Here is a 17,617-nt window from a genome sequence, read left to right as displayed (position 1 = left end):
AGAGCAGGTCACCTGCGTGCTGCAGCATGACGTCTTGAAGAAATACCGAGGCGCGAGCATGACTACACTGCCCCCTATGAGCACGCACCAACTTCTGATGATTGAGGACGACGTTCGCCTGGCGCAAATGGTGAGCGATTACCTGGGCAATAACGGCCTGGAAGTGACCCATATGGCCGACGGCAAAAGCGGCCTCGAACAGCTGCAGCCCAGCGATGGTGGCTCGGTCGAGCTGCCTGACCTGGTGATCCTTGACCTGATGCTGCCCGACATGGACGGTCTCGAGGTCTGCCGTCGCATACGCTCCATGCCCGGCACTCCGGCACAGGTCCCCGTGCTGATGCTGACCGCCAAGGGCGATCCCATGGACCGCATCATCGGTCTGGAACTGGGCGCCGACGACTATCTGCCCAAGCCTTTCGAGCCGCGCGAGCTGCTGGCCCGCATTCGCGCCATCCTGCGCCGTAAAGGCAGCGAGAGCCAGGCGACCCCCGCCAATGCCGTCATGCGCTTCGGCAGCCTGGAAATCGATCGCGATGCCCGTACCGTGTCGGTGGGCGAGCAGCAGGCCGACCTCACCTCCTACCAGTTCGACCTGCTGGTGGCACTGGCCGAGCGCGCCGGTCGCGTTCTGACGCGCGACCAGATCATGGAAGCCGTGCGCGGCCGCGAACTGGAGGCCTTCGACCGCTCCATCGACGTGCATATGGGTCGCATCCGCGCCGCTATTGAAGCCGACCCCAAGGCTCCCAAGCGCATTCTCACGGTGCGCGGTGTGGGCTACGTTTTTGCCAAGCAACAAGACTGATGAAGCTGCTGCACGCTTTCTCCCAGCGCCTGTATCTGCGCATCTGGCTGGCGGTGGTAGTCGGCGTGGCCGTGCTCACGCTGTGCGTGGCCTGGGCCTGGAATATTGCCGAAGAGCAGCGCGCTCAGAACAGCACCACGCCGCCCTCGCGCGAGATGGTGCTCAAAGGCCCCGAGGGCGAGGTGCTGGTGGAGGGGCGCGGCAACCGCATCTCCGGCTCGCCCGTGGATGGCGTGCGTTTTGAAATTGCCGCCAGGGACGGGCAGGTCTATGAGCTATGGATGGCGCCACGCGAGTGGCGTGAGGGCCGCCCTCCCCCGCGTGATGGTGCCGTCGCCTTCTGGCTGCGGCCGCCGTTCGGCTTCCTGTGGATGCTGGGCCTGGTCGGCGTGGCGGTGGTTGTGGGCGTGTTCCCCATCATTCGCCGTTTGCTCAAGCGTCTGGAAAACCTGCAGCGCGGCGTCAAGCGCTTTGGCGAGGGCGATCTGTCGGTGCGTGTCCCCGAGCATGGTCATGACGAGGTGGCGGATCTGGCGCACCAGTTCAACGCCGCTGCAGCGCGCATCGAGACCTTGATGACGTCTCACAAATCTCTGTTGGCCAATGCCTCGCATGAACTGCGCTCGCCGCTGACGCGCATCCGCATGGGCCTGGAGTTCATGGGTGACGATCCGGCCAGTGCACGCGCCAAGGCCGAGATCCAGCGCAATATTGGCGAGCTTGACCAACTGGTCGACGAGATCCTGCTGGCCAGCCGCCTGGACTCCAGCGAGGTCGATGTGGGCACGGTGGAGTCGGTCGATCTGATCGGTCTGGCGGCCGAGGAATGCGCGCGCATCGATGCCGAACTGGAGATGCAGACCGATGGTCCGCTTGAGGTGCAAGGTATCGCGAAACTGCTGCGCCGTGCCGTGCGCAATCTGCTGGAGAATGCGCGCCGCTACAGCGAGGGCGAGATCACTCTGTCCCTGTCCAAACAGGATGGCATGGCGTTGATCCGTGTCGAGGATCACGGCCCCGGGGTTCCCAAGGCGCAGCGCGAGCGTATCTTCGAGAAGTTCTATCGCCTGCCCGGGGCCAGCGAGCGCTCCGGCGGCGTGGGCCTGGGCCTGTCGCTGGTGCGTTCGATCGCCGAGCGCCATGGCGGCACCGTGCACTGCGAGGCGCGCCAGGACGGCCGCAGCGGTGCGAGCTTTGTGATCTGCCTGCCGCTGTCCTGAGCCGCTGCCCGGAAAAAAGCCCTGCAGGTTTCTGCCTGCGGGGCTTTTTGTTTCAGCGCGGCTGCTGGGCGGGGCGGCCTATGGAGACATAGCCCAGGCCATGGCTGGCAGGCAGGGCAGGCTCGTAGAGGTTGCGGCCGTCAAAAATCATTCTGTCGTTCAGTGTTGCGGCCAGCAGGTCGAAGTCCGGCGCACGGAATATCTGCCATTCGGTCACGATGGCCAGACTGTCTGCATCCTGCACGGCAGCCAGGGGGCTATCCACCAGCTCCAGGTCGGCACGCTCGCCGTAGATGCGACGGGCTTCCTTCATGGCAACGGGATCGTAGGCCTTCACCTTGGCACCGGCGGCCCAGAGCGACTCCAGAAGGTTGCGGCTGGGCGCTTCGCGCATATCGTCGGTATTGGGCTTGAAAGCCAGGCCCCAGACGGCGATGGTCTTGCCCTCAAGCTGGCCGCTGTAGAAGGCGCTGATGCGCTCGAACAGCACATTGCGCTGGGCATGGTTGCGGTCCTCTACGGCATTGAGCAGCAGAGGCTCAAACTCGACCTCCCTGGCGGTGTGGATCAGCGCCTTCACGTCCTTGGGAAAGCAGCTGCCGCCATAGCCCACGCCCGGGTAGATGAAGTGGTAGCCGATGCGCGGGTCGCTGCCAATGCCGCGGCGCACGGCCTCCACGTTGGCACCCAGCTTTTCCGCCAGGTTGGCAATCTCGTTCATGAAGCTGATCTTGGTCGCCAGCATGGCATTGGCCGCATATTTGGTCAGCTCGGCGCTTCGGACATCCATCATCACGATCTTGTCGCGATTGCGGTTGAAGGGCGCGTAGAGCTCGCGCAGCTTGGCTTCGGAAGCCGGGTTGCCGGTGCCGATGATGATGCGGTCCGGGCGCTGGCAGTCGCCCACTGCCGCACCCTCCTTGAGAAACTCGGGGTTGGACACCACATCGAAAGGGTGCTGCAGATTGCGCTGAGCAAGGCCTTCGGCAATCACGGCCGAGACCTTGTCCGCCGTGCCCACGGGCACGGTCGATTTGTTGATGACGATGCGCGGTCCGTCCATGTGCTGGGCGATGGTGCGGGCCACGGCCAGCACATATTGCAGGTCGGCGCTGCCGTCTTCGTCGGGCGGCGTGCCCACGGCCAGAAAGATCAGCTCGCTGTGCGCCACGCCTTCGGTGGCATTGGTGGTGAACTGCAAACGGCCCAGTTGCTGGTTGTTGATGACGAGTGCATCGAGGCCTGGTTCATGGATGGGAATCTGTCCGGCCTTGAGTGCCGCGACTTTCTTCTCATCCACATCCACGCAAAGCACCTGGTGGCCGACATCGGCCAGCACGGCACCTTGCACAAGACCGACATAGCCGGTACCAAAGACAGTAACTTTCATACGCGATAAAAAGAGCGATACCAATCCACAAAATGCTGCACGCCGGTGGCCACGGGCATGGCTGGCGAGAAGCCGACCCAGGCTTGCAGGGCACGCGTGTCGGCCGAGGTGCTGTGCATGTCGCCGGGCTGTATGGGCAGCATTTGCTTGCGGGCGGTAATTTTCAGGGCGCCCTCCAGTGCTGCGATGTAGTCCATCAGCACGGTGGGCGAGTTGTTGCCTATATTGAAGATGCGATAGGGCGCGGTGCTGGTGCCGGGATTGGGGTTCCGGCTGTCATAGCCGGCGTCGGGCGTGGCGGGCTTGTCCAGCACGCGCATGATGCCTTCGACGATATCGTCGATATAGGTGAAGTCGCGCACCAGCTTGCCTTCGCCATAGACATCGATGCTCTCGCCCGCCAGCATGGCCTTGGTGAACTTGAACAAGGCCATGTCGGGGCGGCCCCAGGGGCCGTACACCGTGAAGAAGCGCAGGCCTGTGGTGGGAATGCCGTAGAGGTGCGCATAGCTATGGGCCATCAGCTCATTGGCCTTCTTGGTGGCTGCGTAGTAGCTGATGGGGTGGTCCACCGCATCGCTTTCGGCAAACGGCATCCTGGTGTTGCCGCCATAGACGCTGGAGCTGCTGGCATAGACCAGATGCTCGACCTGGTGCTTGCGGCAGCCTTGCAAGATATTGCCAAAGCCCAGCAGATTCGAATCGGTGTAGTCGTCGGGCTGATCGATGGAGTAGCGCACACCGGCTTGTGCGGCTAGGTGCAGAACTTTGCTGGGGGCTGCCTCGGCAAACAGGTCGGCCATGCCTTGCCGGTCCGCCAGATCGAGTTCCACAAAGCGGAAGTGGGCGTGTGGGCGCAACTCGGCGAGGCGGGCATGCTTGAGCGCCACGTCGTAGTAGTTGTTGAGGTTGTCGATACCAAGCACGGGCACGCCTTGCTCAAGCAGTCGCTTGGCGCAATGCATGCCGATAAAGCCGGCACAGCCGGTGATCAGGACGGGATTCATGGGGCAATCCAGAGATATTGGTATTGCGCAGGTGTTGCGCTGGCAGGCATTTTCTCGAAAGGCATGCTCAGTGTCTGCAGCGCGGTTTTTGCCTGGGTGGTGAAGATGCCGTCCCACCAGCCCGCGACGGGCTTGTCGGCGCGTGTGATCAGCAGCAGGCCGCCTGTGGTATCGGCGCCGGCCTGAGATAGACATTGCCTCAGCAGTGCGCCATCAGAGCAGCCCAGGGCGTATGTTTGCGGGAACTGCGAATGCAGCATGGCCGCCAGCATATGGTCCGAGCCGACGATGACTCCCTTGCCGCTGTAGCCGGCCTGGCGCAGTTCCTGGGCCAGCGTCTTGACCGGGTGGTTGAGTTCGTCGGGATCGTTCTTGCGGCCGCCCTGCCAGGGGCGCAGCGTGGCCATGATCAGAAAGATCAGGGCAAAGACGATGACGAAGACGGTGAACAGGCGGCCCACGCCTTGTTCCAGCAGTGCCGGGCGCCAGACATAGAGGGCCAAGGGCGCAACAGCCGTCAGAGGCAGCATCCAGCGCTGCTTGAAGTCCGTGACATCGGCAGCCAGCACCATGGCCAGCAGGCAGACGGCAATGATGAGCAGGTAGTTGCGCAGCAAAGGCCTGGCCCAGACCTGGGCCGGCAAAGACGCATTGATGCCTGGTCTCCAGAGTCTGGAGCGGTAGCTGATCAGAGCGGCAATCAGCCACAGGCCCAAGGTCGAAAGCAGGGCCTTGAGCAGATTGCCCAGACCTTTCAGATGCGAGGCCTCGGTGGAGATGGACATCTTCTGTACGGTCTCGGTGGTTGCCATGCCCCAGTGCGAAGCCAGCCAGAAGCCATGGGGCGCAAACACCAGCAAGCCCACCAGCGGAGCCAGCCACCAGCCCCTGGCGAAGATGGCCGAGCGGACCTGTGCCACCGTCATGGAGGCCAGAAACAAGGCGCCAATAAGCATGGCATAGCTGTATTTGGACAGCATGCCCAGACCGCAGAAGAGGCCGATCAAAACAAAATTGACGGCCTGCGGCTTTTGAACCTGGCGCAGTACGGCCCACCACAAGCCCATGGTCATGGCCGTCACCATCACCGTATGCGTCTGGTCGCGCAGCGAGTCCCAGCCGAAGGGCGGCATCAGCAGCAGACCTGCGGCAACCCACCAGGCACCTTTCTGACCCAGCAACTGCCGGCCAGCCAGCCATGCCAGGCAATAGGCCAGGGCAATCAGCAGATGTTTGAGCAGGGCCAGTGCCAGCACCGAAGGGCCGAGAAGCTGACAGACCGCCCATTGCATCCAGGTATACAGAGGCGGCTGCGGGCCATAACCCAGCTGCAATTGCTGGGCCCAGAGAATCTGTTCGGACTCATCCCATTTCATGCCTGCTGAAATGCTGATACGGGAAACGATATGGGCAAAAACTAAAAGAGCCAGCCATATCCATGGCTTGGCATAAAGGGTCTGTTGCCAGTCTGGGCGAATAGAAGTCGAGGAGTTTGATGCCATAGGATTTGGCGGGTGCACATGTTTTGATAGTGCGCACTTACGATTGCGCTTGGCTTTGCAGGCCAAACAATGGGCCTGGCGCAAATGGCACCTAGGGTATTCAGTTAGTATAGGTGACTGTTATCCAAAATCATTGAGCATGACGTCCGTGCACGATTCCAATCCCGAAGTTTCCATCGTTGTTCCTGTTTATAACGAGTTCGATAATCTGCCCGACCTGGTGGCCCGCATTGACGAGGCCATGCGCACCCAGCCGCTGAGCTACGAACTGATTGCGGTGGACGATGGCTCGACGGATGGCAGTGCCAGGCGTCTGCGCGAGCTGGCCGAGCAGCACCCCTGGGTGCGTGCCGTCTGTCTGGTGCGCAACTACGGTCAGTCCAGCGCCCTGCAGGCCGGCTTTGACCGGGTGCGCGGCCGGTATGTGGTCACGCTGGATGCCGACCTGCAAAACGAACCCGGCGATATTCCGCTGTTGCTGGAGCGTCTGGAAAACGATCCCGATGTGGACATGATCTCGGGCTGGCGCAAGAACCGCCAGGACAAGGCGCTGTCGCGCCGCCTGCCCTCGGTGCTGGCCAACCGCCTGATTTCCAAATTCACCAATGTGCAGCTGCACGACTATGGCTGTGCATTGAAGGCCTATCGCCGCGAGATCATCGACCGCATTCGCCTCTATGGCGAGATGCATCGCTTCATCCCTTCACTGGCGCGTGATGCCGGCGCGCGTATCACTGAGATTCCGGTGCGTCACCATGCACGCACGCGCGGTGTTTCCAAATACGGCATAGATCGCACCTTCCGGGTGATTCTGGATCTGATCTTCATTGTATTTTTCATGCGCTTTCGCCAGCGTCCCCTGCATGCCTTCGGCGGCATGGGGCTGTGGATGGCAACGCCTGGCGTGCTGATCCTGCTGTGGCTGCTGGCACAGAAGATCATGGGTGAATCGATTGGCGGCCGGCCCCTCTTGATGGCAGGGGTCATGCTGGTGCTGATGGGCATGCAGTTCATCGCGGCGGGCCTGATCGGCGAGCTGCTGACGCGTATCTATTACGAGTCGGGCAGCGGCCTGCAGTACTACGCCAAGGATTACGGCGCTGTCGAACACAAGCCTGCAGACAAGGCCGCGAAAACCGAGACCGCGGTTCTGTGAGCAAGGCGCGAAAGGCGTTTGTCCGGGCCCTGATGGGCATCGCTTTGCTGGCAGCCGTTGTCTATCTCGCCAATCCTGTGCAACTGTGGGGCCGGCTGCAACAGGCCAGCCCCTGGTGGTTGCTGGGGGGCTTGGGGATTTCCATTGCCTCGAACGCAGTGTCGGCATGGCGCTGGCGCGCCATGGCGCGGTGGCTCGGGGCCGAGATGTCGCTGGCCTCAGGCATGCGCTGGTATTTTCAGGCGATTGGCCTGAATGTGTTGCTGCCTGGCGCTGTTGTGGGCGGTGATGTCTATCGTGCGATTGCGCTGCAGAAGACCGGGCAGACCAAGGCGGCAAGCAATCTGTCGGTGATTCTGGATCGCGTCAGCGGTCTGTGGATGCTGTGCGCGATCGGCGGTCTGGGTGCGGTGGCTTGCGCTTCCACGCTGGCCCCCTGGGTGCGCCTGAATACCGCTCTCTTCATCACGCTGCTGCTTGCCGTCACCGTGATCTGGCTGCTGCTGCCCTGGGCCTTGCTGCAGGGTCTGCGCAGCCACTGGTTCAAGTTGCCTGGTGCATGGCTGGAGCCTGTGCGTACGGCGGCCAACCGCCCTGACTTTCTTTCGCAGCTTTGGCTGCAGGCGGCATCCTCGGCACTCGTGCAACTGCTGTCTGCTGCTGCGCTGGCCTGCGGCGCGATCGCTCTGGGCCTGCATTTGCCGCTGGTCGTCTGGGCCTTTGTCATCGCCCCCGTGTTCCTGATGGCGGCATTGCCGGTGAGTGTGGGCGGCTGGGGCACCCGTGAAGCCGCTGCAGTGGCAGCCCTGGCTCCCTTCGGAGTACCTGCGGTACTAGCGGTTGGGGTTGGGCTCTTGTATGGTGTCTTTGCCCTGGGCCAGGGGGCTCTGGGAGCTCTGGCCCTGGGTTTGCCGGGCAGGTCTCAGGACTGAGTTTTGGTGACTGCAGACTGGGTTTCCATTCTGCAAATACCGCCCCAGAGCACGGCGAGGCTGAAAATATAGAACATGTTTCCGCTGTTGTGCGCGAAGAACACCTGGGTCCAGCCAAAGCCGAAGTAGGCCAGCGGCAGCAGCGTGGCGGCCACGCGCAGAGCCAGCAGCTTGGAGCGCTGCGCCGCATCGGCGTGGGCCAGACGGCGCTGCGTGGGCCAGAAAATGGCTGCAGGCACGGCATAGAACGCCAGCAGCAGGATCAGACCCGGCAGCCCGCGCTTGACCCACATGTCCAGGATTTCATTGTGCGCATGCCCATATTCCATGACCGAAGGGTGGGCCAGGCCTTGATCGACCATTTGCTGCTTGGCCGCAGGGTAGCCGGCCAGTCCCCAGCCGCTGAAGGGGCGCTGCTCGATCAGATGAATCGCAAGCCGCCATTGCTCCAGGCGCTGGCCGACCGAGGTCACCGCATATTTCTGGGGATCCTGCAGATACTGTGAGACTTCACGCGCGGCTTCGGCGCTGCGCTGCTCGAGCTTTGGGTAGGCCGGCACTGCCACGATCAGCCCGAGCAGCAGCATGGCTCCCGCCGTCATGCTGGCCAGACGCTTGTAGCCATTGAGCCATGCCATCAGCCAGATGGCCGCAATCAGCAGTGGGATCACGACCCAGGAGCCGCGGGAGTCGGAAAGAAAGGACGCATAAATACCGCATGCAGCCATTAGCCCCAGGGCTGCTGTTTGAGACTTGCTCCAGCGGCCCAGCAAAGCCAGGGACAAGGTGGCAAAACCCATATACATGGCGATGCCACCATACTGGATGGCATTGGTAAAGCCCGAAACACGCGGCATCTTGAGCACGCCGGCCTGATAGGCGGCAATCGCCAGAGCACCCACACTACCCAGAGCCAGGCCCCAGACAATGGCCGTGAGCCGGAGACCGGTTTTGCTCAGATACCAGAGGCAGAGAGCGGCCAGCGCGTATTTCGCGCCATAACCCCAGCCCGCCGCCGAGAACCAGTGGTCGAAGGACAGGCTCCAGAGCAGGCCCAGCACCAGCAGCAGGCCCACCAGCACGAAAGTCTCGCGCCTGGCAAGGCCTTGGGGGCGGGCCGCGATACAACCGGCGAGAGTCAAAAGGGCCAGGGCCGTGGATCCGTAGGAGTAGCCAGAGGGGACGCAAAGACTCAGCGCAAAGAATGCAAAGCAGGCGGCATCGAGGGCATGAGCAAGAGCAGCGGTCCGCTTGCCGGTTCGAGGTGTGGCTTGTGTAGGCACATTCATAGTTGTCAATCAGGTTCTCCTGCGTGGCGGTTGGCTTCAACCTACACTGCAGGTCTTGTATTCGGTGCAGAAGTGTATGTCGTCATTACCCATTGTCTTTATCAATTTGTCCAAGGATGCGGAGCGTCGCGAGCGCATGACGGCCCAGTTCGCACAAATGGGGCTGACGGCGTCGCGCTTGCCTGCCGTGTGGTGGGCGGATCTGTCCGAGGCCGAGCAAAAGGCCTTCTTTTGCGCGCCGCAAAGCCATGGCCGCTATTTCAAGCCCCTGAGCAACGGCGAGAAGGGCTGTTACGCCAGTCATCTGAGGTCATGGCAGCAGCTGCTGGGCAGCGATGCGCCGGCCATGGTGGTCTTTGAAGATGATGTGCGGCTGCTGCCGCAGCTGCCGCAGGCGCTGGCTGCGATAGAGGCACTTCCCGCAGATGGCAGCTGGGACATGATCAAGCTCTACGGGCGCGAGCCGGAAAAGATCGCCAACCAAGGCCCGCTGGTCGCGGGTGCCCTGCAGCTGATCTCCTATCAGCGGGTGCCCAGCTTTGCCGCCGGCTATGTCATCAGCCGCAGCGGCGCGCGCAAGATGCTGGAAACGCGCATGCCGTTCGACAGGCCGGTGGATGTGGATATCCGCTTCTGGTTTGAAAACGATTTGCGCGTTTACGGGGTCTATCCCTCGGTCATCGCCCTGGACGACACCAGCGAGATCAGCAGCATCTGGGCCCAGCAGGCGGCGCCTGCGAGTCGCCTGCAGAAATTGCGCAAGTTCAAGATGAAGCTGGCATTGAACTGGGGCAATCTGCGAGCCTCAAAACCCCAGGTAGCGGCGGTTCTCAGGCCTTGAGCAGGCCCTGATACTGGCTCCACATCTGCTCGCGCCCGTAGTGGGCGAGTGCATGCGCCCGCGCGGCCGAGCCCAGACGCTGGGCCAGGGCCGTATCCTGCAGCAGTCTTTGCAATGCATCGGCCATGGCGCCGGGATCGGATTGCGGCACACGCAGGCCGTTCACCTCGGGGCTCACGACTTCTCGGGCGCCTATGACATCGGAGACCACACAGGCACAGCCTGCGGCCATGCCCTCCACCAGGGCCAGAGGCATGCCTTCCCAATGCGTGGCCAGAACAAAGATCTGCGTTCTCGACAGCCGCTGGGGCAGATCCGAGACATTGCCGAGGAAGCGCACCTGCTGCTCAAGTCCGAGCTCGGCCACCAGTCGCTCGGCCTTGGTCCTGAGCGAGCTCTTGCCCGCGCCGGCCAGATAGAGTGTGGGCCTTAGGCCGCGTTGCCTGAGAGTGGCCATAGCCCTGATCAGCGTGTCGTGATCCTTCTGGCGGGCAAAGCGCGAGGCCATGTAAATCGCGGGTTCGCGCTCCAGCCATAGCGGGGGCATGGCCTCCTGGGGAAAGCGCGTCAGGTCGATGCCGTTGCAGATGGCAATGCATTTTTCGGCCGGGAAACCGCGCTCCACCAGGCTGGTCCTGACGCCTTCGGAGACGCCGATATGGGCCTTGGTGAAGGGCTCCAGCGCCAGGGCCTGGCGCAGACGACGCGGCGTGTAGCGCTCGCGCGAGTTGTGCTCCACATGAAAGATATGCGCCACACCCTCGGCTGCAGCAGCGCGCCTGCCCCAGATATGGTCGCTGAAGCCGTGGGCGAACACCGCATCGGGCCTGAAGCCGCGAATGATCTTGCGCAGCTCCCAGACAGTCAGTGCATGCAGCCAGTTGGAGACCACGATGACCTGCAGGCCTTGCTGGCGCAGGGCCTCGATCTTGTGCTCGTCCGTGCTGGGCTTGCGGCGCAGCACCAGCAGAACCTCATGGCCGGGCGTGCGCAGCGCGGCCAGGCTCAGGTCCACGGCGACCTGGGTGGCACCGGAGAAGCCTCCGGTAACAAAGTGAAGAATGCGCATGGCTCGCTATCGTGGCTCGCAAATGAAAAAAGCATCTGGTCGTCCGCTGGAGCGACCAGATGCCTTGGGGATCGAAGGAATCAATGTCCGCCGGCAAACACCTCACCGGCCTTGAGGCGGTAGGTCGTGCCGCAATAAGGGCATTTGGCGTCGCCGGTCTTGGCCACGTCCAGATAGACCTTGGGGTGGCTGTTCCACAGCTTCATGTCGGCCTTGGGGCTTGGGCAGAACACGCCACCTTGTGCGTTGAGGTCTTTGGCGGCCAGTTCGACGACGGCATTCGTGGTCATTTCTCGTATCTTTCGTGTTTTCAATAATGAAGCATGGCCGGAAATACTGGCGCAATTGAGGTCAGAAGCACCAATCAAGGGCCGTCCCGCAGCGACGGTGCTGTCCCCCGAGGGGGAAGCGGCAAAGCCGCCCAGGGGGAGGATTTATACCAAGGTCAGCCAGTGTGCGTACTTGGGATTGCGGCCGTTGACGATGTCAAAGTAGGCCGCCTGGATTTTCTCGGTGATCGGGCCGCGGCGGCCTTCGCCGATCTGCAGGCGGTCCACTTCGCGGATGGGCGTGACTTCTGCGGCGGTGCCGGTGAAGAACAGCTCGTCCGAGATGTAAAGCTCATCACGGGTGATGCGCTTTTGCACCACTTCCAGGCCCAGGTCCTTGCAGATGTGCAGCACGGTGTTGCGCGTGATGCCGTTGAGTGCGCCGGCGGATAGATCGGGTGTGTAGATCACGCCATCCTTGATCACAAAGATGTTCTCGCCCGATCCTTCGGAGACAAAGCCCGATGCGTCCAGCAGGATGGCCTCGTCGTAGCCGTCGTCCAGAGCCTCGGTATTGGCCAGGATGGAATTGGTGTAGTTGCTCACCGCCTTGGCCTGGCTCATGGTGATGTTCACATGGTGGCGGGTGTAGCTGGAAATCTTGGTGCGGATGCCGCGCTGCATGCCTTCCTCGCCCAGATAGGCGCCCCAGGCCCAGGCAGCCACCATCAGGTGGATGGTATTGCCCTTGGGCGAGACACCCAGCTTGCGGTCGCCGATCCAGGTCAGCGGGCGCAGATAGCAGGATTTGAGGCCGTTGGCCTTGACCACCTCGACCTGAGCCTGGTTGACCTGCTCCTGGCTGAATGGGATCTGCATGCGCAGGATCTTGGCGCTGTTGAACAGGCGCTTGGTGTGCTCTTCGAGGCGGAAGATGGCCGTGCCCTGTGCGGTTTCATAGGCGCGCACGCCTTCAAAGGCGCCGCAGCCATAGTGCAGCGTATGGGTCAGCACGTGGATCTTGGCATCGCGCCACTCCACCAGCTGACCATCCATCCAGATCTTGCCGTCGCGGTCGGACATCGAGGGAACAACAGGGCTCATAAAACCATCCTCTATGGGTTGTGTGTTCGGCGGGCGCTGCTGCCGGGTCGGCGGCAGCGCTTGTCTCCTGAAGCTGCCATTTTAGGGGGAGGTGGGCTCCGATGTCCGGTCTGTTGCTTGCGCATCAGCCGCCGCCGAGTCTTCCTTTTGCTCGGGACGCTGCAGCTCCCACTTCATGAGACGGCCGGCGACAAACTCGCAGGTCACATGGGACTGTGTGCCGTCGGTCCAGCGGTAGATCTCGGGGCTCTGGCCCTCTTCGGACAGACGCTGGCCCAGAGAACGGGTCATGGCCACCACATGGACCAGAGGGGCCTTGGGCTTGAGCTTGGCATTGAGCATCACGGCGCTGCCCACATAGCCGATAGGCCGGTCCGACGCCTTCTTCATGATGGACATCAGGCGAGTGAAGTGCAGCAGCACCCACATGATGATGCCGCCTGCCACGGCCGCCACGCCGGGCCAGCCCGCAGAGTTGTAGGCTGCGATCACCAGCACGATCAAGCCCAGGGGAACCAAAATATTGCGCAAATTCATGGGCTTATTGTCTTACGAGGGTATGGGTTTGAGTGTGCGGACAGTGCGTATGCCCGTACAGGCTGCTGTGACCAAGGGGTTTTCAAAAACAGTAGCTGCATGCGTATTTCAATCAACGATTTCAGATCATTTATTGGCTGATATCGATGACTGAAAGGCGCAAGCAGCTATCAAAGTACATCAGCCAATGCCGCGCACGATGTTGATGGCTTCATCAACGCGCTCCACGGCATGGATGGTCAGGCCGGCGATGGGCTTCTTTGGGGCATTGGCCTTGGGAACCACGGCGATAGTGAATCCCAACTTTGCTGCTTCCTTGAGACGCTCTTGACCGCGAGGGGCGGGGCGCACCTCGCCGGCCAGACCGACCTCGCCAAACGCGATAAAGCCCTTGGGCAACGACTTTCCACGTAGACTGGAAGTGATTGCCAACATCACCGCCAGGTCAGCTGCAGGCTCATTGATGCGCACGCCACCCACGGCATTGACGAAGACATCCTGGTCGGCGCAGGCCACGCCCGCATGGCGGTTGAGCACGGCCAGCAGCATGGCCAGCCGGTCGCGGTCTAGGCCGACCGAGAGGCGGCGCGCGGCAGGTCCGCCCTGGTCCACCAGGGCCTGGATTTCCACCAGCATGGGGCGTGTGCCCTCCAGCGTCACCAGCACGCAGCTGCCGGGCACGGGTTCGCTGTGCTGGCTCAGGAAGATGGCGCTGGGGTTGGTCACGCCCTTGAGACCTTTTTCCGTCATCGCGAAGACGCCGATCTCGTTGACGGCGCCAAAGCGGTTCTTGATGGCGCGCACCAGACGGAAGTTGCTGTGCGTGTCGCCTTCGAAGTAGAGCACCGTGTCCACCATGTGCTCGAGCACGCGTGGGCCGGCCAGCGCACCGTCCTTGGTCACATGGCCCACCAGAATGATGGTGATGCCCGTGGTCTTGGCCGCGCGCGTCAGATGGGCCGCGCATTCGCGTACCTGGGCCACGGATCCCGGTGCCGAGGAAAGCTGGTCCGAATACACGGTCTGAATCGAGTCGATCACCACCACGGCGGGCTGGGTGGCCTCCACGGTGGCGAGGATTTTCTCGAGCTGGATCTCGGCCAGCACATTGACCTGGCTGTTGTCCAACCCCAGCCGGCGCGAGCGCAGCGCCACCTGGGCGCCGCTTTCCTCGCCCGTCACATAGAGCGTGGGCAGGCCGATACGATGCAATGCATCCATGGCCTGTAAAAGAAGTGTGGACTTACCAATTCCAGGGTCTCCGCCAATCAGCACCACGCCGCCTTCGACCACGCCGCCGCCCAGCACGCGGTCCAGCTCCTCGATGCCGCTGGGCGTGCGCGCCACATCCTGGGCCTCGATGGCCGACAACGGGGTGACGGGCTGGGCATTGGCCAGACCTGCATAGCCCTGGGGCTGGCTCAGGCGGTTCTTGCCGCCCGAGGCGGAGTCGGCCACGGTCTCGACCAGGGTGTTCCAAGCGCCGCAGCCAGGGCATTTGCCCAGCCAGCGCGGGCTGGTGCCGCCACAGGCGTTGCAGGTGAAAGTGGTTTTCTCTTTGGCCATGGGCGGCAACTATACCGACTGGCATGGGCGGCAATTGCTGCTGCCCATGCGGAGCTGGCGACAAATCTCAGAGCCAGTAACCATAAAAAGCGCGTGTTTATATAACTGCTCCGCATGACAGGCCGATTTAGGCTACAATTGCGCCTATCGACACAGCGACTGCTGTTGAGAAACAAATTACCGCGCGATGGAGCAGTCTGGTAGCTCGTTGGGCTCATAACCCAAAGGTCGGAGGTTCAAATCCTTCTCGCGCAACCAAACAAAAAGCCTTCTGGAAACAGAAGGCTTTTTTCGTTGTGCTCGCGCTGAAAAAGGCACATCCCGACAAAGAGATGCCGAGCAAGAGCCGCCTCGCGGCCCCGGCGAAGCCGCCGACCCCTCTCTTAGCGCGAAGCGCGTAGAGAGGGGCGCCCGGCCAGGGGCGTCCCTCTCGGGAGAAGGCGCGCGTAGCGCCTCGAGGGGTTCTTATGGATACAGGCCGCGTGCCTCGCGGGCGTGGAGAATGCGCTTGCAGGCCACGATGAAGGTGGCGGTGCGCAGTGTCACCTTGTGCTCCTGGGCCACGGCCCAGACGCCGGCAAAGGCTTCCTGCATGATGCGCACCAGACGGGCGTTGATTTCGTCTTCGGTCCAGAAGAAGCTGGAGAAATCCTGCACCCACTCAAAGTAGCTCACGGTCACGCCGCCGGCATTCGCAATCACGTCGGGCAGAACCAGCACGCCTTTTTCGCTGAGGATGTCGTCGGCCTCGGGAGTGGTGGGGCCGTTGGCACCTTCGATCACGAGCTTGGCCTTGATCTGGCCGGCGTTTTCCTCGGTGATCTGGCCTTCCAGTGCCGCGGGGATCAGGATGTCGCAATCCACGCCCCAGAAGGCGGCTGCATCCATGGCTTCGCCACCGGCAAAGCCACCCACACCGCCGGTGTTGCCCACATGCTCCAGCAATGCCGTCACATCCAGGCCATTGGCGTTCTGAATGGTGCCCGTATGGTCCTGCACGGCCACAACCTTGGCTCCAGCATCGGCAAACAGTTTGCCCGCAGTGCCGCCCACATTGCCGAAGCCCTGCACGGCCACGCGTGCGCCATGCACATTCAGGCCGGTGAGCTTGGCGGCTTCCACGCCCACGGTGAACACGCCGCGGCCCGTGGCCTCGACGCGACCCAGCGATCCGCCCAGGTCCACGGGCTTGCCCGTGACCACGCCGGTGGCCGTGGCGCCCGTGTTCATGGAGTAGGTGTCCATCATCCAGGCCATGACCTGGCCGTTGGTGTTCACGTCAGGTGCCGGAATGTCCTTGGTGGGGCCGATCAGCAGACCGATTTCGCTGGTATAGCGGCGTGTCAGGCGCTCCAGCTCGGCCTTGGACAGCTTTCGCGGGTCGACACGGATGCCGCCCTTGGCGCCACCGTAGGGCACGTTCACGGCTGCATTCTTGATGCTCATCCAGGCCGATAGTGCCATCACTTCAGACAGCGTCACATCCTGGTGGAAGCGCACACCGCCCTTGCCGGGACCTCGGCTCAGGTTGTGCTGCACGCGGTAGCCCTCGAAGTGTGCGATACGGCCGTCGTCCATCTCGATGGGGACATCGACGATCAGGATGCGCTTGGGTCGCTTGAGCGTTTCAACCCAGCGGGCCAGCGAGCCCAGGTAGGGGGTGACACGGTCGACCTGTTGCAGATAAATGCCCCAGGGACCGAGATGATCGGAGTTGAGGTAGGAGGGCAGAGCATGCGCTGTGGACAGCGCTGAAGAGTCTTTGGCTTGCATGATGTAGGCCTGGTTGACTGAGTGGAGCAAGGTCGTTGTAAGCCCTTGCTGTCCGGGATTCACAGTGTGCGCGCGCCGGATTTTCCTGTCCAAGGCTTCTTGTTTGAGATGCTATGCATTTTGTGCATAACCATCTGAAAGCCGCTCTGGATGTGGGCCAAGCACTGAATTGGTGACATGGAGACAGGAAATTTGCCATCATTGCCGTCATGTCTGAAAACAATGATTGCAAAAGCGGCTGGTGCGGCCCGGCACCGTTTGCCAATACCCCGCCCATTGGGCTGGCTCCCGAGCTGCAGACGCAGGATGAGGTGCTGCCCGACTGGAAGACGTTGTGGCCCGAATTGCCCGAGGACAGCTATGCCACGGCCGATGCGCTGTGGTGGTCGCGCAAACTGGGCACGGCCCAGGCTCTGGGAGCCGACGTGGCAGCGCTGATGCGCGATGCCGCCGATGCCCGTGCCGTGCAAAGCGCGCTGGCGCGTACCTGGAACTGGTGGCCCGCCGATCGCGCGCCGCGCTACTGGAAGTCCGGCGGCCCGGGCCGCAACGCCGCGCTGCTGCATGTGCCGCTGCCCGAGGACGGCATTCGCCAGGGCGTGAATCCGGTGCCCGCGCCCGACACCGTCTTCAATCTGCGCTGTGCCGAGGCCGAGATCGCCCTGCGCATAGGCCTGGATGTGAGCGCCGATCAGGCGGCAACCCTCGATTACGACAGCGCGCTGGCGCTGGTTGACGCCGCCTGCGTGGCAGTGGAATGGGTGGATGTGCGCTGGCGCGACGGCCTCAAGGCCCCGGCCCTGGCCTTGCTGGCCGACGGCCAATGCCATGGCGGACTGGCGCTGGGCGAGTGGCAGAGTGCTTCCGTCATTGCCGGCCGCGACTGGGCCCGACAGCGGTGCACGGTGACCGTAAATGACGGCCCGCCACAGCGCTTTACCGGAACGCACAGCCTGGGCGATCCGGCCTGGCTGCTCGTGGACTGGCTGCAGCATGTGGCGCGCGAATACGGCAGCGTGCCTGCCGGCACCGTGGTGACGACGGGAACCTGGTGCGGCTGCATGCCGCTTCAAGCCGGCGATCGCTTCGAGATGGAGTTCGATGGCCTGGGCGCACTGGGCTGGCAGTTCTGATCTGTCCCGGTAGTTTTCAAA

16 protein-coding genes and 1 tRNA gene are annotated in these 17,617 nt (G+C 62.5%); 7 read left to right on the top strand and 10 right to left on the bottom strand.

Annotated elements, in window-relative coordinates; translation table 11 throughout:
- Positions 1–58 precede the first annotated feature (58 nt).
- Positions 59–808, top strand: coding sequence for a response regulator (locus V8Z78_RS11115; RefSeq protein ID WP_034363143.1), 750 nt, complete (start codon positions 59–61; stop codon positions 806–808).
- Entirely contained in the window at positions 808–2,028 is a 1,221-nt protein-coding gene (locus V8Z78_RS11110; RefSeq protein WP_349731366.1) for a HAMP domain-containing sensor histidine kinase, read from the top strand. Before V8Z78_RS11115 ends, V8Z78_RS11110 begins: the two co-directional genes overlap by 1 nt.
- A gap of 52 nt (positions 2,029–2,080) precedes the next feature.
- On the opposite strand, the gene V8Z78_RS11105 is transcribed toward V8Z78_RS11110, so the two are convergent.
- From V8Z78_RS11105 to V8Z78_RS11095, 3 genes are read right to left on the bottom strand one after another with little or no spacing between them, the layout of a single operon-like run.
- The gene (locus tag V8Z78_RS11105) at positions 2,081–3,418 is read right to left on the bottom strand and encodes a UDP-glucose dehydrogenase family protein (RefSeq protein WP_349731365.1); all 1,338 of its coding nucleotides are present in this window, start codon (positions 3,416–3,418) and stop codon (positions 2,081–2,083) included.
- A complete protein-coding gene (locus tag V8Z78_RS11100) occupies positions 3,415–4,425 on the bottom strand; it encodes an NAD-dependent epimerase (protein WP_003069624.1) in 1,011 nt (336 codons plus the stop codon). The genes V8Z78_RS11105 and V8Z78_RS11100 overlap by 4 nt, the downstream gene beginning before the upstream one ends.
- A complete protein-coding gene (locus V8Z78_RS11095; protein WP_052263520.1) occupies positions 4,422–5,801 on the bottom strand; it encodes an ArnT family glycosyltransferase in 1,380 nt (459 codons plus the stop codon). Before V8Z78_RS11095 ends, V8Z78_RS11100 begins: the two co-directional genes overlap by 4 nt.
- A 265-nt stretch (positions 5,802–6,066) precedes the next feature.
- On the opposite strand from V8Z78_RS11095, the gene V8Z78_RS11090 reads away from it, so the two are divergent.
- The gene (locus V8Z78_RS11090) at positions 6,067–7,083 is read left to right on the top strand and encodes a glycosyltransferase family 2 protein (RefSeq protein WP_039049354.1); all 1,017 of its coding nucleotides are present in this window, start codon (positions 6,067–6,069) and stop codon (positions 7,081–7,083) included.
- A gap of 32 nt (positions 7,084–7,115) precedes the next feature.
- Positions 7,116–8,015, top strand: coding sequence for a lysylphosphatidylglycerol synthase transmembrane domain-containing protein (locus V8Z78_RS11085; protein WP_187427560.1), 900 nt, complete (start codon positions 7,116–7,118; stop codon positions 8,013–8,015).
- On the opposite strand, the gene V8Z78_RS11080 is transcribed toward V8Z78_RS11085, so the two are convergent.
- Complete coding sequence (locus tag V8Z78_RS11080) at positions 8,006–9,304, bottom strand: O-antigen ligase family protein (RefSeq protein ID WP_349731396.1); 1,299 nt, start codon at positions 9,302–9,304, stop codon at positions 8,006–8,008. The two genes, V8Z78_RS11085 and V8Z78_RS11080, sit on opposite strands and share 10 nt — an antisense overlap.
- A gap of 76 nt (positions 9,305–9,380) precedes the next feature.
- On the opposite strand from V8Z78_RS11080, the gene V8Z78_RS11075 reads away from it, so the two are divergent.
- Positions 9,381–10,145 carry a glycosyltransferase family 25 protein gene (locus V8Z78_RS11075; protein ID WP_046461721.1) on the top strand — a complete coding sequence of 255 codons (765 nt, stop codon included), beginning with the start codon at positions 9,381–9,383 and terminating at the stop codon, positions 10,143–10,145.
- Here V8Z78_RS11075 and V8Z78_RS11070 read toward each other — a convergent pair.
- From V8Z78_RS11070 to radA, 5 genes are all read right to left on the bottom strand, one after another.
- Positions 10,135–11,214 carry a glycosyltransferase gene (locus V8Z78_RS11070; RefSeq protein ID WP_349731364.1) on the bottom strand — a complete coding sequence of 360 codons (1,080 nt, stop codon included), beginning with the start codon at positions 11,212–11,214 and terminating at the stop codon, positions 10,135–10,137. The genes V8Z78_RS11075 and V8Z78_RS11070 overlap by 11 nt on opposite strands.
- 80 nt (positions 11,215–11,294) lie before the next feature.
- Positions 11,295–11,504 carry a zinc-finger domain-containing protein gene (locus V8Z78_RS11065; protein WP_003059801.1) on the bottom strand — a complete coding sequence of 70 codons (210 nt, stop codon included), beginning with the start codon at positions 11,502–11,504 and terminating at the stop codon, positions 11,295–11,297.
- A gap of 144 nt (positions 11,505–11,648) precedes the next feature.
- Positions 11,649–12,587, bottom strand: coding sequence for a branched-chain amino acid transaminase (locus V8Z78_RS11060; RefSeq protein ID WP_349731363.1), 939 nt, complete (start codon positions 12,585–12,587; stop codon positions 11,649–11,651).
- A gap of 81 nt (positions 12,588–12,668) precedes the next feature.
- Positions 12,669–13,124: a hypothetical protein gene (locus V8Z78_RS11055; protein WP_012836619.1), complete on the bottom strand. Its 456-nt coding sequence runs from the start codon at positions 13,122–13,124 to the stop codon at positions 12,669–12,671.
- Positions 13,125–13,304: 180 nt separating this feature from the next.
- Positions 13,305–14,690: a DNA repair protein RadA gene (radA, locus tag V8Z78_RS11050; RefSeq protein WP_012836620.1), complete on the bottom strand. Its 1,386-nt coding sequence runs from the start codon at positions 14,688–14,690 to the stop codon at positions 13,305–13,307.
- A gap of 181 nt (positions 14,691–14,871) precedes the next feature.
- Here radA and V8Z78_RS11045 point away from each other — a divergent pair.
- Positions 14,872–14,948, top strand: a tRNA-Met gene (locus V8Z78_RS11045).
- A 207-nt stretch (positions 14,949–15,155) separates the two neighbouring features.
- Here the strand turns inward: V8Z78_RS11045 and V8Z78_RS11040 are convergent.
- A complete protein-coding gene (locus V8Z78_RS11040) occupies positions 15,156–16,463 on the bottom strand; it encodes a Glu/Leu/Phe/Val family dehydrogenase (RefSeq protein ID WP_034363165.1) in 1,308 nt (435 codons plus the stop codon).
- A 209-nt stretch (positions 16,464–16,672) separates the two neighbouring features.
- Between V8Z78_RS11040 and V8Z78_RS11035 the strand changes: the two genes are divergently transcribed.
- Complete coding sequence (locus V8Z78_RS11035; protein ID WP_314353065.1) at positions 16,673–17,596, top strand: fumarylacetoacetate hydrolase family protein; 924 nt, start codon at positions 16,673–16,675, stop codon at positions 17,594–17,596.
- Positions 17,597–17,617 lie beyond the last annotated feature (21 nt).

It is taken from the genome of Comamonas sp. wu1-DMT (assembly GCF_040187805.1).
Lineage (GTDB): Bacteria > Pseudomonadota > Gammaproteobacteria > Burkholderiales > Burkholderiaceae_C > Comamonas > Comamonas thiooxydans.
Note: the sequence above shows the minus strand (reverse complement) of the source record. Positions and strands in the feature narration are given on the sequence as shown.